The 22,635-nt window shown below is 56.0% G+C and carries 35 protein-coding genes; all 35 read right to left on the minus strand.

The genetic code is table 11. From position 1 onward, the window contains the following. A partial coding sequence (locus B5F35_RS03585; protein ID WP_162611320.1) for an InlB B-repeat-containing protein occupies positions 1-4,555 on the minus strand: 4,555 nt, incomplete at its 3' end. A gap of 210 nt (positions 4,556-4,765) precedes the next feature. After that, positions 4,766-5,566 carry a hypothetical protein gene (locus tag B5F35_RS03590; protein WP_140401135.1) on the minus strand — a complete coding sequence of 267 codons (801 nt, stop codon included), beginning with the start codon at positions 5,564-5,566 and terminating at the stop codon, positions 4,766-4,768. Between the two features lie 159 nt (positions 5,567-5,725). After that, positions 5,726-6,067, minus strand: a complete 342-nt coding sequence (gene rplQ / locus B5F35_RS03595; RefSeq protein ID WP_087238164.1) for a 50S ribosomal protein L17 — start codon at positions 6,065-6,067, stop codon at positions 5,726-5,728. 30 nt (positions 6,068-6,097) lie between these two features. After that, positions 6,098-7,057 (minus strand): DNA-directed RNA polymerase subunit alpha, encoded by a 960-nt coding sequence (locus B5F35_RS03600; protein ID WP_087238166.1) that lies wholly within the window; start codon positions 7,055-7,057, stop codon positions 6,098-6,100. Positions 7,058-7,166: 109 nt separating this feature from the next. Next, entirely contained in the window at positions 7,167-7,763 is a 597-nt protein-coding gene (rpsD, locus tag B5F35_RS03605) for a 30S ribosomal protein S4 (protein ID WP_087238168.1), read from the minus strand. Between the two features lie 19 nt (positions 7,764-7,782). Further along, positions 7,783-8,190, minus strand: coding sequence for a 30S ribosomal protein S11 (gene rpsK, locus B5F35_RS03610; protein ID WP_087238170.1), 408 nt, complete (start codon positions 8,188-8,190; stop codon positions 7,783-7,785). 16 nt (positions 8,191-8,206) lie between these two features. Next, a complete protein-coding gene (gene rpsM / locus B5F35_RS03615) occupies positions 8,207-8,575 on the minus strand; it encodes a 30S ribosomal protein S13 (protein ID WP_087238172.1) in 369 nt (122 codons plus the stop codon). A 33-nt stretch (positions 8,576-8,608) separates the two neighbouring features. After that, positions 8,609-8,722: a 50S ribosomal protein L36 gene (rpmJ, locus tag B5F35_RS03620; RefSeq protein WP_022174947.1), complete on the minus strand. Its 114-nt coding sequence runs from the start codon at positions 8,720-8,722 to the stop codon at positions 8,609-8,611. A 63-nt stretch (positions 8,723-8,785) separates the two neighbouring features. After that, entirely contained in the window at positions 8,786-9,004 is a 219-nt protein-coding gene (gene infA, locus B5F35_RS03625) for a translation initiation factor IF-1 (RefSeq protein WP_087238173.1), read from the minus strand. A gap of 12 nt (positions 9,005-9,016) precedes the next feature. After that, on the minus strand, positions 9,017-9,271 hold the full coding sequence (locus tag B5F35_RS03630) for a KOW domain-containing RNA-binding protein (RefSeq protein ID WP_087238175.1): 255 nt from the start codon (positions 9,269-9,271) through the stop codon (positions 9,017-9,019). An 11-nt stretch (positions 9,272-9,282) separates the two neighbouring features. After that, positions 9,283-10,035, minus strand: coding sequence for a type I methionyl aminopeptidase (map, locus tag B5F35_RS03635; RefSeq protein WP_087238177.1), 753 nt, complete (start codon positions 10,033-10,035; stop codon positions 9,283-9,285). Between the two features lie 4 nt (positions 10,036-10,039). Further along, the gene (locus B5F35_RS03640; protein ID WP_087238178.1) at positions 10,040-10,669 is read right to left on the minus strand and encodes an adenylate kinase; all 630 of its coding nucleotides are present in this window, start codon (positions 10,667-10,669) and stop codon (positions 10,040-10,042) included. A gap of 12 nt (positions 10,670-10,681) precedes the next feature. Continuing rightward, entirely contained in the window at positions 10,682-12,031 is a 1,350-nt protein-coding gene (gene secY / locus B5F35_RS03645; RefSeq protein ID WP_087238180.1) for a preprotein translocase subunit SecY, read from the minus strand. Position 12,032: 1 nt separating this feature from the next. Further along, positions 12,033-12,473, minus strand: a complete 441-nt coding sequence (rplO, locus tag B5F35_RS03650) for a 50S ribosomal protein L15 (RefSeq protein WP_087238182.1) — start codon at positions 12,471-12,473, stop codon at positions 12,033-12,035. A gap of 20 nt (positions 12,474-12,493) precedes the next feature. Next, on the minus strand, positions 12,494-12,673 hold the full coding sequence (gene rpmD, locus B5F35_RS03655; RefSeq protein WP_087238184.1) for a 50S ribosomal protein L30: 180 nt from the start codon (positions 12,671-12,673) through the stop codon (positions 12,494-12,496). Positions 12,674-12,688: 15 nt separating this feature from the next. Further along, complete coding sequence (gene rpsE / locus B5F35_RS03660; RefSeq protein WP_442856422.1) at positions 12,689-13,195, minus strand: 30S ribosomal protein S5; 507 nt, start codon at positions 13,193-13,195, stop codon at positions 12,689-12,691. Between the two features lie 16 nt (positions 13,196-13,211). Next, positions 13,212-13,571 carry a 50S ribosomal protein L18 gene (gene rplR / locus B5F35_RS03665; RefSeq protein ID WP_087238186.1) on the minus strand — a complete coding sequence of 120 codons (360 nt, stop codon included), beginning with the start codon at positions 13,569-13,571 and terminating at the stop codon, positions 13,212-13,214. Between the two features lie 17 nt (positions 13,572-13,588). Beyond that, positions 13,589-14,137, minus strand: coding sequence for a 50S ribosomal protein L6 (rplF, locus tag B5F35_RS03670; protein ID WP_087238187.1), 549 nt, complete (start codon positions 14,135-14,137; stop codon positions 13,589-13,591). 16 nt (positions 14,138-14,153) lie between these two features. Beyond that, a complete protein-coding gene (gene rpsH / locus B5F35_RS03675; protein ID WP_087238189.1) occupies positions 14,154-14,552 on the minus strand; it encodes a 30S ribosomal protein S8 in 399 nt (132 codons plus the stop codon). Positions 14,553-14,564: 12 nt separating this feature from the next. Beyond that, positions 14,565-14,750 (minus strand): type Z 30S ribosomal protein S14, encoded by a 186-nt coding sequence (locus B5F35_RS03680; protein ID WP_087238191.1) that lies wholly within the window; start codon positions 14,748-14,750, stop codon positions 14,565-14,567. Positions 14,751-14,762: 12 nt separating this feature from the next. Continuing rightward, positions 14,763-15,302, minus strand: coding sequence for a 50S ribosomal protein L5 (gene rplE / locus B5F35_RS03685; RefSeq protein ID WP_087238193.1), 540 nt, complete (start codon positions 15,300-15,302; stop codon positions 14,763-14,765). An 11-nt stretch (positions 15,303-15,313) separates the two neighbouring features. Next, complete coding sequence (gene rplX / locus B5F35_RS03690) at positions 15,314-15,655, minus strand: 50S ribosomal protein L24 (RefSeq protein WP_087238195.1); 342 nt, start codon at positions 15,653-15,655, stop codon at positions 15,314-15,316. A 17-nt stretch (positions 15,656-15,672) separates the two neighbouring features. After that, positions 15,673-16,041 carry a 50S ribosomal protein L14 gene (gene rplN, locus B5F35_RS03695; protein ID WP_087238196.1) on the minus strand — a complete coding sequence of 123 codons (369 nt, stop codon included), beginning with the start codon at positions 16,039-16,041 and terminating at the stop codon, positions 15,673-15,675. A 42-nt stretch (positions 16,042-16,083) separates the two neighbouring features. Further along, complete coding sequence (gene rpsQ, locus B5F35_RS03700; protein WP_087238198.1) at positions 16,084-16,341, minus strand: 30S ribosomal protein S17; 258 nt, start codon at positions 16,339-16,341, stop codon at positions 16,084-16,086. 19 nt (positions 16,342-16,360) lie between these two features. Then, positions 16,361-16,567, minus strand: coding sequence for a 50S ribosomal protein L29 (rpmC, locus tag B5F35_RS03705; RefSeq protein ID WP_087238200.1), 207 nt, complete (start codon positions 16,565-16,567; stop codon positions 16,361-16,363). Next, complete coding sequence (gene rplP / locus B5F35_RS03710) at positions 16,567-16,992, minus strand: 50S ribosomal protein L16 (protein ID WP_087238202.1); 426 nt, start codon at positions 16,990-16,992, stop codon at positions 16,567-16,569. The genes rpmC and rplP overlap by 1 nt, the downstream gene beginning before the upstream one ends. Continuing rightward, the gene (rpsC, locus tag B5F35_RS03715; protein ID WP_087238204.1) at positions 16,992-17,660 is read right to left on the minus strand and encodes a 30S ribosomal protein S3; all 669 of its coding nucleotides are present in this window, start codon (positions 17,658-17,660) and stop codon (positions 16,992-16,994) included. Before rpsC ends, rplP begins: the two co-directional genes overlap by 1 nt. Positions 17,661-17,676: 16 nt before the next feature. Further along, positions 17,677-18,012 (minus strand): 50S ribosomal protein L22, encoded by a 336-nt coding sequence (gene rplV, locus B5F35_RS03720; protein ID WP_087238206.1) that lies wholly within the window; start codon positions 18,010-18,012, stop codon positions 17,677-17,679. A gap of 21 nt (positions 18,013-18,033) precedes the next feature. Then, positions 18,034-18,312 (minus strand): 30S ribosomal protein S19, encoded by a 279-nt coding sequence (gene rpsS, locus B5F35_RS03725; protein WP_087238207.1) that lies wholly within the window; start codon positions 18,310-18,312, stop codon positions 18,034-18,036. 26 nt (positions 18,313-18,338) lie between these two features. Further along, a complete protein-coding gene (gene rplB, locus B5F35_RS03730) occupies positions 18,339-19,172 on the minus strand; it encodes a 50S ribosomal protein L2 (protein ID WP_087238209.1) in 834 nt (277 codons plus the stop codon). Between the two features lie 115 nt (positions 19,173-19,287). Further along, positions 19,288-19,578 carry a 50S ribosomal protein L23 gene (rplW, locus tag B5F35_RS03735; protein ID WP_087238211.1) on the minus strand — a complete coding sequence of 97 codons (291 nt, stop codon included), beginning with the start codon at positions 19,576-19,578 and terminating at the stop codon, positions 19,288-19,290. Further along, positions 19,578-20,201, minus strand: coding sequence for a 50S ribosomal protein L4 (rplD, locus tag B5F35_RS03740; RefSeq protein WP_087238213.1), 624 nt, complete (start codon positions 20,199-20,201; stop codon positions 19,578-19,580). The genes rplW and rplD overlap by 1 nt, the downstream gene beginning before the upstream one ends. Before the next feature lie 17 nt (positions 20,202-20,218). Further along, complete coding sequence (gene rplC / locus B5F35_RS03745; protein WP_087238215.1) at positions 20,219-20,851, minus strand: 50S ribosomal protein L3; 633 nt, start codon at positions 20,849-20,851, stop codon at positions 20,219-20,221. Positions 20,852-20,920: 69 nt separating this feature from the next. Further along, complete coding sequence (gene rpsJ / locus B5F35_RS03750) at positions 20,921-21,232, minus strand: 30S ribosomal protein S10 (RefSeq protein WP_087238216.1); 312 nt, start codon at positions 21,230-21,232, stop codon at positions 20,921-20,923. A gap of 454 nt (positions 21,233-21,686) precedes the next feature. Continuing rightward, positions 21,687-22,583 carry a hypothetical protein gene (locus B5F35_RS03755; RefSeq protein ID WP_140401136.1) on the minus strand — a complete coding sequence of 299 codons (897 nt, stop codon included), beginning with the start codon at positions 22,581-22,583 and terminating at the stop codon, positions 21,687-21,689. Positions 22,584-22,635: the final 52 nt, after the last annotated feature.

A 22,635-nucleotide genomic window follows, 5' to 3' on the forward strand; every position in this document is an offset into this window, starting at 1 on the left:
CGGGATCCGGATCCACGCTGTTAAAGGACGCACTCACAACCACCGACTCCGCAGGCATTTCGAAATGATAGGTCTTATCCTTTTCCTCTTCTGTAACCTGCTGCTCTTCGCCGCTGGCTCCCACTACATACAGGCTATCCGCTTGGAACTCGTATCCATTCTTTGCCTGAACGGTAATGGTCACCGTGTCACCGGCACTCGCCTGTGAAGGAGAAACCTTCACAGTACCTCCGGTAATTCCTTCTTCCACCGTGACGGAATACACTTCCGATTCAGAATCAGACTCAAAGAACGCACGCAGAACAACGGGCTGGTTTGGCATCTCAAACGAGAAGGTGCCTTCCTTTCCAGGCTTCAGTTCCAACAACATCCCGTCTTCTCCAACGGCCTCCAGAGAACCTTCTTGAAGGATATAGCCGGTAAAAGCTCTTGCTTCAACTGTTACCTTATCGCCTTCCTTGGCACGCAGGGTAGAGGGAACCAGGACGCCTCCCTCACCGGGTTCCAGCTGAATCTTATAGTCCGCCTTGCTAAAAGTTACCTGAACGGTCATATCCTGCTGGATATTCACAAGCACTAACCGGCCGTCAGCGGGAATGGTTCTGGCCACGCCGTTGACTACCACTCGTTCCACCTGATAGCCTACATCGGGCTCGAGCTGGAGAACCGCGCTTCCACCGGCTGGCACTGTGCTCTCGGTGAGCGGCCATACTGTGCCATTCTCACTTTCTTCTATCTGGATCTTGAAAGCACCGATGGCGTCTTCTTCCCAGAGCCGCTCCACAACCGCATAGTCAATACGGCTGTAACCGCCGGTTACTGTCACGGTAAGCTTATGCTGTGCGTTTTGTGAATTATCCGTCGCCTTGATAGCCCACATACGGGCCGATACCTTTCCGTTGTTACCAAGGCTGCTGGTTTCCAGCTTCTGAGGTTCTACCACCTCACCATCCAATTCAAAGGTCAAATCTCCGTAATTGTCGCTTCCATTGGCATCTCCCATAGGAGTGACGCCGGCATAAAGCTGGACTCCTGTACCATAGAAGTTGAAGGTATACGATGCGCCATCCGTCTTGGTTCGGGTGAAGCCCAGGTTATGGTTCTGAGCATTCTGCACATGCTCTACCCATCCGTTCTCCTCATCCGGATCCGCATTAAATCCGGAATTATCATTTCCCATCTCTTTGGATTGGAAGCTGGGTTCATAGATAAAATAATTCTCTTCTTCGGAATCGGTAACGCGCTGATCCACATACACCTGTACGGCGTCTGCTTCTTTGCTGTTTTCTTGGACCAGATTTTCAGGCAGCGAACCGGTATAAGTCACCTTGGCTCCGTCAATACCTGCCTGCTGGTTATTCTTCTTCCGAATGGTCAGGGTATACACACCCTGTTCCAAATCCTCGAACACCAGGCTCCGGCCGCTGCCGGTTTTCCATTCGGACTGCTGGCCTTCGCTGTTGGTAACAGCCGCTTCAATATTTGCCGCCTGATTGGCCCGCAGCAGCAGCTCTACCCTGGTTCCATAGAAGGTAAAGGTCGCTTCGGCGTCAGCCCAGTTGGAGAAGTGGCCGTCGTATTCCAGAGGATAATCCCCCGATACGGCGCTCCCATTGCTTTCTGTTTCGCGGTAGGACCAAAGGTCGTCATAAGCGAAGCGGAACAGTCCGGTACCCATGGTATTGTCGTTCACTTCGACAGTAGTAGAGGCATCCGCGCCTGTTTCCGTACGTACTGTGTACACATCATAGATCGCGGGCAGACCGTCGGTCTTTGTGATGGTCAGGCGGATTCCCTTGGCTGTTTGGATATCTGCGGCACAGGACCAAATTCCTTCCGTTGCCTGCATCTCTCCATAGGTTTGCCAGTCACCGTTTTCATCCTGATACTCCACAGTGATGCTTTCAATGCCCTGTCCCTTTTCCACCACTGTCACCTGATCCAGGCTGCTTGCGGCAAAGGTGTTTTTCAGGATGTAAGTGGAGCTGGCTTCTTCCGGCTGCCAATAGGTCTCCGTGTGGCCGTCAAAGGCAAAGGAGGCATAAGCGCCTTCCGACTGGGAGCTGGCGGAAGCGGTGGTGTTGGTATTCCAGAAATACAGGTTTGCCTCGCCGCCGCCCAGAGTAATCGTAAAGCTTCCGTTTTCGTCGAGTTCTACTTCACGCAGCTCTCCGTTGTTGTCCTTCTGCACCTCATACAGGGTGTAAGATGCGGCAAAATCAGGATCTGTCGTGATGGTAATTTCCTGACGGGTATTATCGGAGGAACCCTCTTCCCGCTCGGCAATGTGGAACTCATTGTAGCGTTCTGCGGTACCTGCCACCAGACCGTTCATCACCATGAACGCCTTGGGAGCCGTGGCATCCGCGAAGTATTCTCTGATTTCACTCTCATACAGGCCGGGCAGGGTGTTGAAATACCCAAGCACTACGTCGCCTGTTTTCCCGCTATGGGTTTCGGACAGGCTGACCATCTCTACAGCAGACAAGCCAAATTCCTTATTTTTCGCCTCGCTGTCGGGATTGTCAAAATTACCCCGCCGGAATCCTTCCGCGGAAGCAGCGGACTCATCACCCATATCTCCAATCTTGAACATAATCCAATCGTTGTTCAGACGGGTCAGCTGATCGTCCACCGCATGCACGCGGTCAATGAGCTCGCCCCACTCCAGCAGGCCGCGGGTCGGGGTACCGTCCTCATCCCACAGATAGGAGCGGTCAAACTGGTACTCTACCCGGAAGAAGTTCAGCCACTTCATACCGGACAGCAGCGAGAAATTGACCACCAGATTTTTATTCGACTGAGAATGGTTGAAAGCAAACGCATCCAGATACTGCCCAAACATAATAGGCTTGGTACCGGTTCCGTCGATACCGCCGTAGGCCAGCTCACGATAAAGATCCCAGGTGGGAAGATTGATCAGCTTGCGGGCCGCATTTTTCTGCACGTTTTCTGTGGACAGATCGATACTGGAGGGATTGGCCCATGTACGATCTCCATAATAGTCGTCCCAGGTGAGCATGTCGGGCTGGGCGATGCGCAGATACTCCCTCAGCTGACTCTCACTCCACTGGCTGGGGAACTGGTTGGAGTGCAGAATCACGCCGGGATAATGCTGGCGGGTCCATGCAAACCATTCGCCAAACGCCTTTGCCTCGCTGGTGCTGTATCCTCCCTCGTCACCGAAGCAGAAGCTGATGGCGTTATAAATATAATCCTCCATAGACTCCGGAATGAAATCCCTCGGCGTTCCGGCACTGCCCATATTGTTGCCGCCAAAGGGCGCCTTGGCAATTCCCCAAACAGAATCCGGATTATAGAGCATATAATCCGCGTTTTCAAAATCCGGGTCATAAAACAGAGGGCCGTCATAGCCAAACTGTTCCGCTTCCTCCACGGTGGGAGTGCCTCGGCCATACCCTCCGCTGGGGGTCCAGCCCAGCATCGGCAGGCCGCGCTCCGTCACAGTTGCCTGGCCGCTGGAGAGATACTGATGGCTCTCCTCATGCTGGTAGGGGACTCCTCCCCCTTCCGGCGCGGGCTGCTTCTCCGGCACATCGCCCGAGTCGACAAAAATCATAAACTGATACAGGCGCAGATCGTTATTGGGATACTGCCAATGTGTAACCTCAAACCGAATATAACGGGCTTGGTACGAAACGCCAAGCTCATATCGGGTGACGTTCTGATGCCACTGTGTGCCTGTATTCATGTTGCCCTTGGTGATGGGAGTTTCCCAGGTCTCTCCATCCGTACTCACGGAGATACGGGCTTTATTGCTTCCCAACCCCAGGTTGGAGGGGCCAAAGGCTGCCCGAATACGGCTGACACTGTATTCCGCACCCAGATCCACGGTGAACAAGGTAACCGGTTCCTTGGTGCCCTGCGCATCCGGCAGCTTACTGCCCGGCACGCTCCAGTAGCTTTCCGTGGTCGTTACATAGCTGCCGTCTGATTTGCTGCTCTCCGGCAGCACCACCATATGGTCCTTGGTCAGGATCTCCATCAGTTTTTCCTTGCCTTCCAGGCTTGTCTCAACCGACAGCTTATCGACCATATCCGGAGAGCTGACAACCGGTACACGTCCCCGGTAGTCCGCATTGGTCTTTTCCACTGTTACCGTGTAGGTACTGCTCTCTCCATTGTCGGAAACCTTCACTTCCACAGGATAGGTCCCCACTTCCGGGAACTCTACTTCCACATATCCGGACCCATTGAGTTTTTTTCCATTCACGGTTACAGTTGCCGTGTCCGATGCCGCAAACGGATACACCTGAACTGTGTCCACCGAGGCGTAGGCAGTTGCCTTATACTCGGTTACCTCAGGAGCAAACCCGATATCATTGGGCTCGACCCCCTCAGGATACCCATTGACAGCCTCCATCTCATATACCTTGTCAAAAATGAGATTGCTCAGCTGAGACTGCTCTCCCTGAGCATGGACCGGCACGGAAAACATGGGCACCAGCATGGTCAGAATACATGCCAGGCTCAACATCCTCCTGCCTATGCCCCTGCGCATCAGACCTTTCGTTCCGCGTTGTTTTTCGTTCACTTGATCGCCTCCTCGTTCCATATTTACTGCATTGCCCTACATGTAAATCATGGAAATATCTGTATCTTTATGATACACAAAGTTTGGAAGCTGTCATAGTGTTATTTTCTTCTTTTATGTGTCATTTTTTCATAAGAAAATTTTATATGTGAAAAAAATTTGTAATAGATAACAGGGAAAAGCTGGCAGGAGGGTTCAATAACTTTCCTATCATGATTGCAGATACGGACTGTCAAGGCTGTAAACCAAATCTATAAAGTATTTGGCGGTTTCCTCCTGAACTTCGATGACATGAAGCATTTCTTCCTTGCCGTCGTAATACCGAAAGAAATACATCTTGCCGTCTATAATGAAAAACTTGTCCCCCTTGAAGGTCACAAAGGCGCCATCATCGCTCTCGAGATAAAAGGTCAGATAATAGAATTCCGTAAGGCCGGGCTTATAAATCGGATCCGCTTCCAATTTTTCTCCCAGTATTCGTTCCATCCCATCAAACGGATCGTTGCGCACACCCTTCGCCCGGTTCAAAAGGGCCTGGAACATCTCTGGATCCATCCCGTCGATCTTGTGGATATCCGCCCGCTCTGTTTCCGTGATCCGATCGGGGCTGATTTCACAGTAATAGTCAAAATTTTCAGGATTCGTATAATGCTCTCTCGCCTGATCCCACTGGGAATCGAGACAATACAGCACCCCTTCCGATTTTTCGCCTATGTTGGCATGCAGACAGTCAAATCCTCCCACTGTCACCCGATGAAAACTGATGCCATTGATGTCATATCTCTCGTCGCTGCAATCCAGATTATGCGGCCACAGATCCTCCGAATAGAAAGCGGTCCGGTATGTCTCTCCCTTCAGCTCTACCGTCTCGGGTACCAGAGCAGAACGGGGAAAAGACAGACGATGGATGATGGAACCACATCCCGTCAGCTGCAAAAGCAAAACAAATGCCAGCATAAACAGTCCTGTCCTGCGCAGCATGCCGCCTTTCGTTTTCCGTATTTTTTTCATCTGAAAAAAAGCCTCCTGCACAGCAAAAAGCACCCCACTCATTATGCAGTACATCATACTGTCTAACAAATGGGGTGCCGTTGCTATTCTTGCTTTATATAGCCCCCCTCAAACAAAAGCCTTTTTTCGGCCAGGGGACTTCTCCGATCGAAAGGAAACTCAGATCAGCTCGATGATGGACATCTCAGCAGCGTCACCGCGGCGAGGGCCAATCTTCGTGATGCGGCAGTAACCGCCGTTGCGATCGGCATACTTCGGGGCAATCTCGTTGAAGAGCTTGCTCACAACATCCTCTTTCGTCACAAAAGCCAGCACAAGGCGGCGGTTGTGGAGGTTGTCAACCTTCGCAATGGTGATCATTTTCTCGGTCAGGGAGCGGACTTCCTTGGCGCGAGTATCTGTGGTTTCGATTTTGCCGTTCTCAAGCAGGAAAGTAACCAGCGCGCGGAGCATAGCCGTTCTGTGGCTGGTGGTTCTTCCCAGTTTTCTGGTTCCTGGCATCGAATATCACTCCTTTACCTCGTTTTTGCGTTATTCGTCTTCTTTGCGGAGACTGAAGCCGAGGGAGGCCAGCTTCCAAATGACCTCCTCGAGGGATTTGCGGCCGAGGTTGCGGACCTTCATCATGTCCTCCTCAGACTTGTTGAGCAAATCCTCCACAGTGTTGATGCCGGCGCGCTTGAGACAGTTGAAGGAGCGCACGGAAAGATCCAGCTCCTCGATCGTCATCTCCAGCACCTTTTCCTTGCCCTTGTCGTCCTTCTCCACCATGATCTCCGTGCTGCTGCCCTTATCAGACAGATCCACAAAGAGGTTCAGGTGCTCGGTCAGGACCTTCGCGGCCAGGGAAACGGCTTCCTGAGCGCCGATCACACCGTTCGTCCACACCTCGAGGGTGAGCTTGTCAAAGTTCAGGCTCTGCCCGACGCGGGTGGGCTCCACGTTATAATTCACCTTGTAAACAGGGGTGTAGATGGAATCTACCGGAAGCTCGCCGATGACGGCGTTGTTATTGTTCATGTTCTGCTTATTCCGCTCGGCGGGCACATAGCCGCGGCCCTTGTCGAGCGTCAGCTCCATGTACAGCTTCGCGCCTTCGCCCAGAGTCGCAATGTGCATCTCGGGGTTGAGGATTTCGACCTCGCTGTCGCACTTAATGGCGTCCGCAGTCACAATGCAGGGACCTTCCGCGCAGATTTCCACGGTCTTGGGGCCGTCGCAATGCAGCTTTGCCGTCAACCCCTTGATGTTCAGGACGATCTCGGTCACGTCCTCTTTCACACCAGGGATCGTCGAAAACTCGTGCAGGACGCCGTCAATCTTGATGCTGGTGACAGCGACGCCCGGCAGAGAGGAAAGCAGCACACGGCGCAGGCTGTTGCCAAGCGTATTGCCGAATCCGCGCTCAAGGGGTTCTACCACAAACCTGCCATACCTTCCATCGCTGGAAAGCTCTTCCGTCTCAATCTTGGGCTTCTCTATCTCGATCATTAGCGAACCTCCTTCTCATACATGAGCAAATTTCTTGCCATGATGTCATCATGCGGCCTCAGGGCAGGCAGAAAGGGCGAAACCGCCCCTGCCGCCATAAGGATCAGCATTACTTGGAGTACAACTCAACGATCAGGTGCTCAGCGACCTCGTAGTCGATGTCGTCACGGGCCGGCAGAGCGATAATCTTGCCCTCAAAACCGTCGTTGGCCTTCTCCATCCACTTCGGGCAAGCCTTTTTGGCCTGCTCCTCGAGGATGGTCTTAATTCTCACGCTGCTGCGGGACTTCTCGCAGATCGCGATGACGTCGCCCAGCTTCACCTGGAAGGAGGGGATGTTGACGCGCTTGCCGTTCACGGTGAAATGGCCGTGGTTGACGAGCTGTCTGGCCTCACGGCGGGTGCTGGCAAAGCCAAGACGGTACACCACGTTGTCGAGGCGGCGCTCCAGCTGCTGCAGGAGGTTCTCACCGGTCACGCCCTGACGGCGGGCAGCTTCCTCGTAGTAGGCACGGAACTGCTTCTCGAGAACGCCGTAGATGAACTTCACCTTCTGCTTCTCGTTGAGCTGCATCGCGTACTCAGACTGCTTGCGGCGGAACTGCTGCTTCGGGTTGCGGCGGGTCTCCTTGGAATAGCCGAGCACGGCCGGGGAAAGGCCCAGCGTCTTGCAACGCTTCAGGACAGGCTGCATATTCTTAGCCATAATTTGTTTCCTCCTTCAATTATACTCTTCTTCTCTTCGGAGGACGGCATCCATTGTGCGGAATCGGCGTGACGTCCTTGATCATGGTTACGTCCAGACCCGTGGTCTGCAGAGCGCGGATCGCAGCTTCACGGCCGGCGCCGGGGCCCTTGACATAAACCTCAACCGACTTCATGCCGTGCTCCATCGCCACCTTGGCAGCGGTTTCGGCTGCGGTCTGAGCGGCGAAGGGGGTGGACTTTCTGGAGCCTCTGAACCCAAGCTCACCGGAGCTCGCCCAGGAAACAGCGTTGCCCTGGGTGTCGGTGATGGTAACAATCGTATTGTTGAACGTGGACTGGATATGGGCAGCACCACGGTCGATATTCTTGCGCTCGCGGCGGCGGCGGACGGTAGCCGCTTTCTTCGCACCTTTCTGCTGTGCCATCTTATTCCCTCCCTACTTACTTCTTCTTGTTGGCCATGGTCTTGCGGGGACCCTTGCGGGTGCGGGCGTTGGTCTTGGAACGCTGTCCTCTGACCGGCAGCCCCTTGCGGTGACGCAGGCCACGGTAGGAACCGATTTCAATCAGTCTCTTGATATCGAACGCCACGTCGCGGCGCAGGTCGCCTTCCACGCGGCAGTTGTGATCGATATATTCTCTGAGCTTGGCAGCGTCGTCCTCGCTCAGGTCGCGCACTCTGACGTCCGGATTCACGCCGGTCGCGGCGCAGATGTCAGTGGCGGTCTTACGGCCAATGCCGTAAATATAGGTAAGAGCGATTTCGATACGCTTGTCTCTGGGCAGGTCGATACCGGATATACGCGCCATTCTGGTTGCACCTCCAAATCGTGTCTATGCGCCTTAACCCTGGCGCTGCTTGTGCTTGGGATTCTCACAGATGACCATGACTTTTCCCTTGCGCTTAATAATCTTGCACTTTTCGCAAATCTTCTTTACAGAAGGTCTTACTTTCATTTGTGCGCCCTCCTTAGGAACAATATTGTCAGCCTGAAAGCCGGAAAACCGGCTCCAACATGTTTATTTGGAACGCCAGGTAATGCGCCCGCGGGTAAGATCATAAGGAGAAAGCTCAATCGTTACCTTGTCTCCGGGCAGGATGCGGATGAAGTTCATACGCAGCTTGCCGGAAATGTGGGCCAGAATCTGGTGCTTGTTCGGAAGCTCCACCATAAACATGGCGTTCGGCAGGGCCTCCACGACGGTCCCCTCAGTCTCAATTACGTCCTGTTTTGACATTCAAAAGCCTCCTTAAGTCGGAGAAGCCTCGCCGGAAACGGCGGAAAGGGCTTTCCTTATCTCTCGGTTTGTCTGCAATGAACCTTCGCCCAGCACGACGGCGGTGGGAAAAAGGTGTTTCTGGTTTTTCCGCTTCGGGTGCGAAAGGCTGCGGCGCTTGCCGTCACAGATGACGGCGTAGCCGTTTTCAGCCGAAAGGACGGTAAAAAAGCCGCCCTCGTCGCGCCCTGCCGCCGCACGAACCACAAGTCCTCTCACAAATTCCATGCGCAGCCCTCTCAATCCGGCAGCGTCAGAATGACGGGGCCGTCCGGGGTGACTGCGACGGTGTGTTCAAAGTGAGCGGAGAGCTTGCCGTCCGCCGTTACAGTGGTCCACCCGTCTTTCAGGGTTTCCACCTCTTTCACGCCCTCGTTGATCATCGGCTCAATGGCGATGGTCATGCCCGGCAACAGGCGCACGCCCCTTCCGGGGGTGCCGTAATTCGGGACCGCAGGGTCCTCATGCATCTTCGCGCCTACCCCGTGGCCGACAAAGCTTCGTACCACAGAGTAACCGCGAGCTTCGACATACCGCTGCACCGCGCTGCCGATATCGCCGATGCGGTTTCCCGCTTTGGCGGCGGCGATTCCCTCAAACAGGGCCTCGCGCGTTGCGTCCATCAGCGACTGCGCCTCTTTGGAGACGTCTCCGCAGGGGAACGTCCAGGCATTGTCGCCCACAAATCCCTCAAACGTGGCGCCAATGTCAATGCTGACAATGTCGCCCTGCTTGAGAAGGATTTTCTTTCCCGGTATGCCATGGATCACCACGTTGTTCACGGAAATACAGCTGCTTGCGGGGAACCCGCCGTACCCGAGGAAAGTAGGGATTGCACCCTGTTCCTCGATGTAGCGGCGAACGATGCGGTCGATCTCCCAGGTGGAAACACCGGGCTCAACCGCCTCCCCTGCCAAGCGGAGCGCGCGGGAGGAAATTTTGCCGGCCGCTCTCATTGCGGAGAGCTCACGGCTTGTTTTGAGAACAATCATCGCCTTACGCCTTCAATGCTTCCAGCGTGAGACGGGACGTATCCGCCACATCCTCCTGACCGGTCACGATGGAGAGCTTGCCCTGCTTCTCATAGTAAGCCTTGAGAGGCTCGGTCTGCTCATGGTAAACCTTCAGGCGCTCCTTGACTGTATCCGGGTGGTCATCCTTGCGCTGAACGAGGGTGCCGCCGCACTTGCAGACGCCCTCCTTCTCCGGCTTCTTGTAAAGCAGGTGATAGGAGGCGCCGCAGGCTTCGCAGACACGGCGTCCGGACATACGCTCGACGATTTTCTCGTCCGGGACCTCAATGTCAATGACCTTGTCAATGACGATGCCCATGTTGTCCAGAGCCTCGGCCTGAGGGATGGTGCGCGGGAAGCCGTCGAGGATGAAACCGTTCTTGCAGTCATCCTGCTGAAGCCGCTCCTTGATGATGCCGATCACGACCTCATCGGGAACAAGCTTGCCTTCCTCCATAAAGGACTTGGCGCGCAGACCCATCTCCGTGCCGTTCTTCAGCGCTTCGCGGATCATGTTACCGGTCGAAACGGCCGGAATGTGAAGATGTTCGCAGATAACCTCTGCCTGTGTGCCTTTACCGGCGCCGGGAGCGCCGAGCAGAATCAAATTCATACCGATTCCTCCTTAATCAAGGAACCCCTTATAATGACGCATCATCATCTGGGATTCCAGCTGCTTCGCGGTATCCAGGGCAACGCCGACCATAATCAGGATGGAGGTGCCGCCGAACGACAGGCCATGCATGGCCGTCGCATTCGAGTAGATGATGGGCAGGAGCGCAATCGCTGCAAGGAACAGCGCTCCGATGAGCGTGATCTTGGAAAGAATTTTGGAAATGAAGTCCGCAGTCGGCTTGCCGGGACGGATGCCCGGGATGGTGCCGTTGTTCTGACGGAGGTTATTGGCCATCTCTATCGGATTGTACTGAATCGTCAGATAGAAATAGGCGAACATGATAATCAGGAAGAAATACAGGACGCCATAGAGCAGACCTGTCGGGGAAAGGGCGGAGAAGAACGCGCCCCAGAAGCCTTCCTTGGCGTTTTCGCCCAGGAACATCTCGATGGTGCTCGGGATGGACAGGATGGAGCTTGCGAAGATGATGGGCATCACGCCGGACATCGCAACCTTAATCGGAATATGCGTGCTCTGGCCGCCGTACATCTTACGCCCCACAACGCGCTTGGCGTACTGCACGGGTATGCGGCGCTCGGAATTGTTCATGAAAACAATGACCCAAATCACCGCGAGGAACAGGACGATGAAGAACGGTGCAAAGAAGAAATACTGTCCATACTCCGCAGGAGCCTGCATCGCCTGATTGAAATAGATATACAGGGTGTTGAAGGTGGTGGGAAGACGGGAGACGATACCGGCAAACAGCAGGATCGAGATACCGTTTCCAACGCCCTTGTCGTTGATCTGCTCGCCCAGCCACATCATCAGCGCCGTGCCGGCGGTGAAAACCATGATGATGATGATGGCGGTAAACACCTGCTCCCAGCCGCTCGTGTACATGGCAATCGTCTTGATGGTGCCGTCTGTCATGGCGACGGTGGTGTTGCGCAGATAGAAATAGTACGCTGTGCCCTGGATAAGGCCCAGCAGAACGGTCACATAGCGGGTGATGGTCGCAATCTTCTTGCGGCCCTCCTCGCCTTCCTTCGCCATCCGCTCCAGAGGAGGAATCGCGACGGTCAGCAGCTGCATGATAATGGAGCTGTTGATATAGGGGCTTACGCCCATGGCGAACAGCGTTGCGTTGGAGAACGCGCCGCCGGTCAGCATGTCAAGGTAACTCAGGGCGGTACCGCCCTCCGCAACCTTGGACATCACCTGCTGAAGAGCGTCCGTGTTCAGAAACGGCACCGGAATCACGGCGCCGAGACGGAACACAATGACAATCAAAATGGTAAACAGAATCTTCTTGCGCAGTTCGGGAATACTCCAGGCGTTCTTAATTGTTTTGAACAATTCAGATCACCTCTGCCTTCCCACCTGCGGCTTCGATCTTCTGCTTTGCAGCTTCGGAATAGGCATTGACTTTCACAGTCAGCTTCTTGTCAAGCTTGCCGTTGGCGAGGATTTTCACCCCGTCGCAGCAAACCTTTACGATGCCGGCGTCAATCAGAGCCTGCGTGTCAACGACAGCGCCGTCCTCAAACTTGTTGAGGGTACCAACGTTAACCGCCACGATGGTCTTGGCAAAAATGTTGTTAAAGCCTCTCTTCGGGACTCTTCTCTGCAGAGGCATCTGGCCGCCTTCAAAGCCGGGACGCATGCCGTGGCCCGCTCTGGCCTTCTGGCCCTTGTGGCCCTTGCCGGCGGTCTTGCCCTGTCCGGAGCCCTGTCCTCTGCCGATTCTCTTGCGCTCCTGGACAGAACCGGGAGCCGCAGTCAGATCATGCAACTTCATTGGTGTTCGCACCTCCTTGTTTACGCATTGTTCACTTCGATGAGGTGGATAATCTTGGCCACCTTGCCTTTGGTCTGCTCGTTGTTCGGCTGCGTGGTAACGTCGCCGATCTTGCGCAGGCCAAGTGCATGGGCGGTTGCAATCTGGTCTTTCTTGGAGCCGATCAGGCTCTTTACCAGCTTAATGGTAATCTGTTCCATCTTGCGCCCTCCCTCTTACAGAATGTCCTTCACGGACTTACCGCGGATGGCGGCAACCTCTTCAACGTTGCGCAGCTGAGCCATGCCGGCCAGCGTCGCGCGCACCACGTTGCAGGGGTTGTTGGAGCGCAGCGCCTTGGTACGGATATCGCGGATGCCGACTGCCTCGACAACAGCACGAACCGGGCCGCCGGCGATCACGCCGGTACCGGGGGCGGCGGGCTTCATGAGCACCTTGCCGGCGCCGAACTCGCCGATGATCTCGTGCGGGATGGTGGTGCCGCGCAGGGAAATCTTAATGAGGTTCTTCTTCGCATCCTCGATGCCCTTGCGGATAGCGTCCGGAACTTCGCCGGCCTTGCCGATGCCGAAGCCCACGGTGCCGTTGCCGTCGCCGACAACAACGAGGGCCGCGAACTTGAAGATACGGCCGCCCTTCACCGTCTTGGACACGCGGTTGATTGCAACTACATGCTCCTTCATCTCGTCCTGCTGAGAACGGGGCGCATCAAATCTAGCCAAATGAATTCCTCCTTACTTAGAACTTGAGGCCGCCCTCACGGGCGCCATCGGCCAGTTCCTTGACGCGGCCGTGGAAAATATAGCCGCCGCGGTCAAAAACGACCTCTTCGATTCCCTTTTCAGCAGCACGCTTTGCGATCATCTCGCCGACCTTGCGCGCGGCGTCCTTGTTTCCGCCATTGCCAGCAAAATCCTTGTCCAGGGTGGAAGCTGCTGCAAGAGTAACTCCCTTGACATCGTCAATGATCTGGGCGTAGATGTTTTTGCTGGAGCGAAATACGTTCAGGCGGGGGCACTCGGAAGTGCCCGAAACCTTGCCGCGCACACGGCGGTGGCGGTTCAGTCTGGCTTTATTGGTATCAGCCTTTTTCACCATTTGCTCTTCACTCCTTCTTACTTCTTAGCGCCCTTACCGGCCTTGCCTTCCTTATGACGGACAACCTCGCCAGTATAGCGGATACCCTTGCCCTTGTACGGCTCGGGCGGACGCTTCTCGCGGACTTCCGCGGCAAACTGGCCGACGGCCTGCTTGTCAGAGCCGGAAATGACGATCTTGTTCGCGGTCGGGCACTCGATGGTGATACCGTCGATGGACGGAACGATCACCTGATGGGAGTAGCCCAGGTTCATCACAAGGTTCTTGCCCTGCATCTGCACACGGTAGCCGACACCGTTGACGTCGAGCTCCTTCTTGAAGCCCTCGGTCACGCCGACCACCATATTGTGGACCAGCGTGCGGGTCAGGCCGTGCAGTGCACGGTTCTCCTTCTCGTCGTTCGGACGGGTGACAAGGATCTCATTGCCCTCCGCCTTGATGTTCATGTTCGGATGGAAAGCCTGGGTCAGCGTGCCCTTGGGGCCTTTCACCGTAACAACGTTGGCGTCGATCGTGACGGTCACGCCAGCGGGAATATTTATGGGTTTTCTTCCAATTCGCGACATGTCTGCACCCCCTTGATTACCAGATGAAAGCCAGGACCTCGCCGCCGAGGTTCTGCTTGCGAGCCTCGCGGTCGGTCATCACGCCGCGGCTCGTGGAAATGATAGCGATGCCGAGGCCCTTCATGACCTTCGGCAGCTCTGCGGCATTGGAGTAAATGCGCAGGCCGGGCTTGCTCACACGGCGCAGGCCCTGGATGACGGGGGCCTTGCCCTCGCCGTACTTCAGCGTCACCTTGATGACGCCCTGCTTGCCGTCCTCGGTGACGGTGTAGTTCTTTACATAACCCTCGTCCACCAGAATCTGGCAGATGGCCTTCTTCATGTTGGAAGCGGGGATCTCAACCGAGTCATGCTTGGCCGAGCTCGCATTGCGAATGCGGGTCAGCAAATCAGCAATGGTATCTGTAATCTGCATGCCGTTACCTCCTTACCAGCTGGCCTTTTTCACGCCCGGAATCTCGCCCTTGTAAGCGAGCTCCCGGAAGCAAATGCGGCAGATTCCGAACTTGCGAAGATAGGCATGCGGCCGGCCGCAGATCTTGCAGCGGTTGTACTCGCGGGACGAGAACTTCGCAGGTCTCTTCTGCTTGATTTTCATAGAAGTCTTGGCCACAATAATCCCTCCTTATTTCGCGAAGGGAGCGCCCATGAGCGTCAGCAGCTCGCGGGACTCCTCGTCGGTCGTGGCGGTCGTGACAAAGCAAATGTCCATGCCGCGGACCTTATCGATCTTGTCGTACTCGATTTCCGGGAAAATCAACTGCTCTTTGATGCCCATGTTGTAGTTGCCACGGCCGTCGAAGGAGTTCGGGTTGATTCCGCGGAAGTCTCTGACGCGGGGGAGGGCCACGTTAAAGAGGCGATCCATGAACTCGTACATTCTGTCGCCGCGAAGGGTAACCTTCACGCCGATGTTCATGCCTTCGCGAAGCTTGAAGTTCGCGACGGACTTCTTCGCCTTACAGACCATCGGACGCTGGCCGGTGATCTTCATCAGGTCCGCCATGATGGCGTCGATGGCCTTGGCATTCTCCTTGGCCTCGCCGGCGCCGACGTTGATGACGATCTTATCGAGCTTCGGGATCTGCATGACGCTCTTGTAAGAGAATTTCTTCATAAGGGCGGGCGCAACGTCCGCCTTGTAATAATCTTTCAGTCTGGCCATGTTTTCCCTCCTCAAAGCGCTTCTTTGCATTTCGCGCAGATGCGCTCAGAAACGCGCTTCTGCTTGCCTTCGACCTCTTCGAAATGCACCTTGTGCTGCGCGCGGGTCGGCTTGTTGCAGTGCGGGCAGACGAGCTGCACCTTGCAGGCATACATGGCGCCCTCGGCCTTCACGATGCCGCCCTGCTCGCCCATACGGCGGGGCTTAACATGCTTCGTGACCATGTTGCGGCCTTCGATGATGACCTTGCCCTCCTCGGGGCTGACGGCCAGCACCTTGCCCTGCTTGCCGCGCTCGCGGCCGCTCATAATGATAACGGTGTCACCGGTCTTGACATGAACCTTCTTATTCATCTAGTGAGCACCTCCCATCAAAGCACTTCGGGGGCAAGGCTCAGGATCTTCAGGTAATCCTTATCGCGCAGCTCTCTGGCGACAGGCCCAAAGATACGGGTGCCCCTCGGGTTCTTATCTTCCTTGATGATGACGGCTGCATTCTCGTCAAAACGAATGTAGGTGCCGTCGTCACGGCGAATGGCGGAAGCGGTGCGGACAATAACCGCCTTCACAACATCGCCCTTTTTCACCTGGCCGCCGGGTGCCGCTTTCTTCACGGAAGCAACCACCACGTCGCCAATATTGGCATACCTTCTGCCGGTACCGCCGAGAACGCGGATGCACATAAGCTCCTTCGCGCCGGTGTTGTCGGCAACTTTCAGGTAGGTCTGCTGTTGAATCACAGTGCGTTCCTCCTAACTTGCTGAATTACGAAATAACGAATCTTATTTCGCCTTCTCAATCACTTCGACGAGACGCCATCTCTTTTCCTTGGAAAGGGGGCGGGTCTCCATCACACGCACGCGGTCACCGATTGTGCATTCATTGTTCTCGTCATGTGCCTTCAGCTTAACGGTACGTTTGATAATCTTCTTGTAAAGCGGATGCTTGACGCTGTCCTCAACGGCGACGACGATCGTCTTGTCCATCTTGTTGCTGACGACGCGGCCGACATTGGTCTTTCTCATGTTTCTCTCGCTCACAGCTTACCCCTCCTTCCGTTTACGCGTTCGCGCCGTCTCTGAGCTCGTTCTCGCGCAGAACAGTCTTCACGCGGGCGATATCCTTCTTGACGGCGGAAATGCGCATCGGGTTATCGAGCTGATTGATAGCAAGCTGGAAACGCAGATTGAAAAGCTCGGCCTTGAGGTCCTTAAGCTTCGTCTCGAGCTCCGCGGTGGTCAAATCTCTGACTTCTGAGGCCTTCATTACTGCTCAACCCCCGTTTCTTCCTTCGTTACGATCTTGCACTTAACCGGCAGCTTGTGGGAGGCCAGGCGGAGAGCCTCGCGGGCCATCTCCTCGGAAACGCCTCCGATTTCAAACATCACTCTGCCGGGCTTCACGACAGCCACCCAGTACTCCGGAGAACCTTTACCGGAACCCATTCGGGTTTCAGCCGGCTTCTCGGTGATGGGCTTGTCGGGGAAAATCTTAATCCAGACCTTACCGAATCTCTTGCAGTAACGGGTCATGGCGACACGAGCCGCCTCGATCTGGTTGGAGGTGATCCATGCCGGCTCGAGAGCCTGAAGGCCAAAATCACCGTAGGAAACCTTGCTTCCGCGGTACGCTTTGCCGGTCAGACGGCCGCGATGTACTCTGCGGTATTTAACGCGCTTGGGCAAAAGCATTATTTATTGCCTCCTTCCCTGCGGGGCTGCTTGTTCGCCTGATGGAGAACCTCGCCCTTGTAGAGCCAAACCTTCACGCCGATGCGGCCGTAGGTGGTCGCAGCCTCGGCAAAGCCGTAGTCAATGTCGGCGCGCAGCGTCTGCAGCGGGATGGTGCCGTCATGATACTGCTCGGTACGGGCAATCTCGGCGCCGCCGAGACGGCCGGAAACCTGGGTCTTGATACCCTTGGCGCCCAGCTTCATGGAGCGGCCGATGCACTGCTTCATGGCGCGGCGGAAGGAAATTCTGCGCTCGAGCTGGTCGGCGATGTTCTCGGCGACCAGCTGGGCGTTCAGGTCGGGGGACTTGACCTCAACAATGTTGATGGCGACGTCCTTGCCGAGGATCTTCTCGCACTGCAGGCGCAGCTTCTCAATCTCAGCGCCGCCCTTGCCGATGACCATGCCCGGCTTCGCGCAGTGGATGTGAACGCGAACCTTGGAAGCGGTGCGCTCGATCTCAATCTTCGGGACGCCGGCCGCCTTGAGCTGCTTCTTCAGCGTCTTGCGCAGGTTGTAATCCTCCACAAGCGTATCGCCGAAATCGGCTTTCTTTGCAAACCAGCGGGAGTCCCAGTCTTTAATTACGCCCACACGGAGACCGTGCGGATTCACTTTCTGGCCCATAGTTTACCTCCTCTGCTTATTCTTTCTCTTTGAGCACCAGGGTGACGTTGGAAGTCTTCTTCTCGATGCGATACGCGCGGCCCTGTGCTCTCGGACGAATGCGCTTGAGGGTGGGACCCTGGGACACGGAGCATTCCGCAACGTAGAGTTTGGAAACATCCATGTTATGATTATTCTCGGCGTTCGCGATAGCCGACTTCAAAAGCTTCTCCAGGGATTCGCAGGCGGCCTTCGGCGTGTGCTTGAGGATAGCCATTGCGACGTCCGCAGGCTTGTTGCGAATCAAGTCCAGAACGATGGACACCTTGCGGGGAGAAATGCGGGCGTATCTCAACTGTGCCCTTGCTTCCATGCTATACACTCCTTTCAGACCTTACTTGGACCCTGTGGTTTTGGCGCCGGCATGGCCCTTGAAGGTTCTGGTGGGGGCAAACTCGCCGAGCTTGTGGCCGACCATGTCCTCCGTGACATACACCGGAACATGCTTGCGGCCGTCGTGGACCGCGATGGTGTGGCCGACAAAATCCGGGAAGATCATGGAAGCTCTGCTCCAGGTCTTGACGATTTTCTTCTCGCCGGCCGCGTTCATTTCCTGAATCCTCTTGAGCAGCACAGGCTGTACATAAGGACCCTTTTTCAAGCTTCTGCTCATAATTCGTAAGCTCCTTTCTGCACGCCTTATTTGCCGTTTCTGCGCTTCACGATAAACTTATCGGAGCGGTTGTGGTGGGCGCGGGTCTTGTAGCCGAGAGCCGGCTTGCCCCACGGAGTCAGCGGGCCGGGATGGCCGATCGGGCTCTTGCCCTCGCCGCCGCCGTGCGGGTGGTCGTTCGGGTTCATGACGGAGCCGCGGACGGTGGGTCTCCAGCCCATGTGACGCTTACGGCCGGCCTTGCCGATCTTCACGTTCTCATGGTCGATGTTGCTGACCTGACCGATGGTGGCCATGCAGGTAACGCTGACGTTGCGCAGCTCGCCGGAGGGCAGTCTGAGCAGAGCCAGGCCGTTCTCCTTCGCCATGAGCTGAGCCATGTTGCCGGCGGCGCGGGCAAGCTGGGCGCCCTTGCCGGGATACAGCTCCACGTTGTGGATGAAGGTACCGACCGGGATGTTGCTCAGCGGCAGAGCGTTGCCGGGCTTGATGTCGGCATCAGCGCCGGAGACGATAACGTCGCCGACCTTCAGGCCGTTCGGAGCGATGATATAACGCTTCTCGCCGTCCTCATACTGCACGAGAGCGATGAAAGCGGAGCGGTTCGGATCGTACTCGATCGTCTGCACGGTCGCCTTCACGCCGTCCTTCTGGCGCTTGAAGTCGATGATGCGGTACTTTCTGCGGTTTCCGCCGCCGCGATGACGGACGGTGATGCGGCCGTAGCTGTTGCGGCCGGATTTATGATTCAGCGGAGCCAGCAGGCTCTTCTCGGGGGCAACCTTGCTCAGTTCGGAATAATCCGTAACCGACATGTTGCGTCTGCCTGCCGTGTTCGGCTTGAAATTGATAATAGGCATTCGGTTTCACACTCCTCATGATGGCTTTGCGGGGGAATGCCGGTCCCCCATCCATGCCTTTGGCACAGGCAGGGCCCGCGCCAAACTAAGCTTTGTATTCCAGGGATTTCCCGGCTTACATCATGCCTTCAAAGAACTCGATGGTCTTGCTGTCCTCGGTCAGGGTGACAATGGCCTTCTTCCAGGCGGAGGTGTAACCCTCGCTGCGGCCCTGGCGGCGGAAATGTCCGCGCACGTTCATGGTGTTGACCTTTGCAACCTTCACGCCGAAGAGCTCTTCCACGGCTCTGGCAACATCAACCTTGGTGGCGTTCTTGGCAACCTCGAAGGTGTACTTCTTCATGCCAATGCCGGTCATGCTTTTCTCGGTGATAATGGGGCGCACGATGATATCCTGAGCTGCCATTATGCATACACCTCCTCGATCTTAGCGACGGCGTCCTTCGCGACGATGAACATGTCGGCGTTGAGGATGTCGTACACGTTTAAGGTGTTGACCTGAGCGGTCTTGACGCCGGGGATGTTCGCGGCGGAGGCGATGACCTTCTCGTTCACCTCGGGGAGAACGATGAGGGCCTTCTTCTCGGCTCCGACAGCCTTGAGCATCGCGGCGATCGTCTTGGTTTTGTACTCGTCCATCGTGATGGCGTCGATAACGACCATCTCGTTCCCGGCCACCTTGGCGGAGAACGCGGACTTCATGGCCAGGCGTCTGACCTTCTTGTTCACGGTGTAGCTGTAGTCGCGCGGCTTCGGCGCAAACACGATGCCGCCGTGCGTCCACTGCGGCGCGCGGGTGGAACCCTGACGCGCATGGCCCGTGCCCTTCTGACGCCACGGCTTCTTGCCGCCGCCGGAAACCTCCGCGCGGGTCAGAGCGGACTGGGTGCCCTGGCGCTGGTTGGCCAGGTAATTCTTTACCATATGGAGCATGACGCTCTTGTTGGGCTCAATTCCGAATACGGCCTCGGACAGGTCGATGCTTCCGACCTCTTTGCCGGCCATATCAAGTACTGCTACCTTAGGCATTCAAATTCCTCCTTCCCTTACGCTTTGACGCTGTCATGGATGACAACATATCCGCCGTTGGGGCCGGGGACGGCGCCCTTAATCGCAATCAGATTGTTTTCGGCATCCACTTTGACAACAGTCAGATTCTGGACGGTAACCTTCTCTGCGCCCAGGTGTCCGGGAAGTCTCTTTCCCTTGAACACGCGGGAAGGATCGGAAACCGGGCCGTTGGAACCGGCATGGCGCGCCACAGGACCGGTACCGTGGCTCTCACGGAGACGGTGCTGGTTCCAGCGCTTGATGGCGCCGGCGTAGCCCTTACCTTTGCTGGTGCCCTGCACGTCCACCTTGTCGCCGGCGGCGAACACGTCGGCCTTTACCAGGTCGCCCACGTTCATGCCGCTGATGTCAGCGAAGCGGAACTCCTGCAGCTTCTTCTTCGGGGCGACATCGCCCTTATCGAAGTGGCCCTTGAGGGGCTTCGTCACACGGTTGGCCTTCTGGTCGCCGTAGCCGAGCTGAACGGCGTCGTAGCCGTCGTTCTCAACGGTCTTCTTCTGCGTCACGACGCAGGGACCGGCTTCGATGACGGTGACGGGAACCACATTTCCCTTTTCGTCGAAGATCTGCGTCATGCCGATCTTCTTACCGATGATACCTTTTTGCATTGTTTTACCTCCTATGCAGGTTATTGGTTGGCTTTTGCCAACATGACCCCAGCCGCCGGTAGGTTGACGTTACGCTTTGATCTCGACGTCAACGCCTGCGGGGAGCTCCAGACCCATCAGAGCATCCACGGTCTTGTTCGAGGGCCGGAGGATGTCAATCAGTCTCTTGTGGGTACGCATCTCAAACTGCTCACGGCTGTCCTTATACTTATGCACAGCACGCAGAATGGTGATGATCTGCTTCTCGGTCGGCAGCGGAACAGGGCCGCTCACGCGGGCGCCGGTGCGCTTCGCCGTCTGCACGATCTTCTCCGCGGACTGATCCACGAGCTGATGGTCATACCCCTTGATTCTGATTCTGATTTTCTCCTTGACTGCCACTTAGAATCGCCTCCTTGTTGTAGTTGGCGGGCGGCGTTTTTATTTCCTCACACAGCTCCGGGTGTTTCGCGCCCGGGCATTAAAAAACCGGATTTGACTTTTGCAAGCTAAACCCGGCAGGTGGCATAAAAACGTCTGGACCCGGCACGGCGCGGCAACCCTTCCAGCGGCCGTCCCTGAAATCCACAATATCTGTCGCCCGGTTTAAAATCGGACATACTCCACGGAAAAACCGGCTGTTTTCAGCCGCAACCTCCCGCTTCAACGCATATCTGTCGCAGTCTCGACCTGATTATGATACCATAGGTCTCTGAAAAACGCAAGAGAAATTTTCTCTTTTTTGGCAGAATATTTGAAAAATATTTTGTCCATTTTGACAATGGATCCTGCCAGTCATTTTTCCGTTTCCATCACGGCACTCCGCATGAAAAAACCGGGCGGCCAGCCGCCCGGTTCAGGAAATTCCAATCGCTTCCCACAATACGCTGTCGCTGCGGTATGCAGCGGCCACATTCAGAGGAATCGTAATCGTCAGCGTACCGCCGGCCGCACGCGGCACGGGATAGCCAAACTCCGCGAAACCGCTGCCGAAGGCCACCGGCACACCCGGAAGCCCGGCACGCAGCCGATCCTTCGTCAAATAAGTCAGCAGGGAATCCTCCACGCCATCCTGCTCCAACTGCTCGCGCAGAGCCCCCGAAAGCCCGTCCAAATCCGCAAACAGGTCAGCGCAGGTCACTTCCTCGCCGGTACGCAGATCACAGTTGAAGGTATACCATTCCTTGGATGGGGCCTGCTGCGCGGAGTCATTGATATCCATCGTAAAGGCCACGCTGAAAAAATCGTCGGTGGGCAGATAGCATTGGCTTCCGCCTATCAGCAGAACTGTCCTTTGCTCCCGCGGAGCGGAAGAAGCCTCCGCGGAGGAAACGTCCGCCGAAGACGCCTCCGGCGCCGAAACGGGAGTCTGCTCCTGCTCCAGCAGCTCCGCCGTTTGCAGAGCCCGTTCCCGCAGAAGAGTGTTCAGCTCCTCGCGGCCCTCCCCCTCAATCTGGGGATAGGACACGGTGATTTCCAGCGATTCCCCGGAAAGATGGTATTCCTCCATGCGGTAGCTGATCGCTGGGTTCCCTATGCCCTCCTGCACCGTCTCCGCCGGAAGAGCGTCTCCGCCGGCCGCCTGAAGCATGGCCTCCGGCGCCGAAGAAACAGCCGCAGATGAAACCGGAGAGGCCGCCTGCGACACCGCCGCCTGCGGCATTGCTTCACAGGAGGGCGAAAAAAGCAAGACCGCTGCCGTCAGGACAGCCGCCGTAAAGCGTAAGCCTTTTCCTTTTTTCCCGCCTTTCATACTCCTGTGCTCCCTCTTCCGGGAAGCGTGCCCCCTCTGAGCACGGCAATAT

Source organism: Anaeromassilibacillus sp. An200, from assembly GCF_002160025.1.
Lineage (GTDB): Bacteria > Bacillota > Clostridia > Oscillospirales > Acutalibacteraceae > Caccousia > Caccousia stercoris.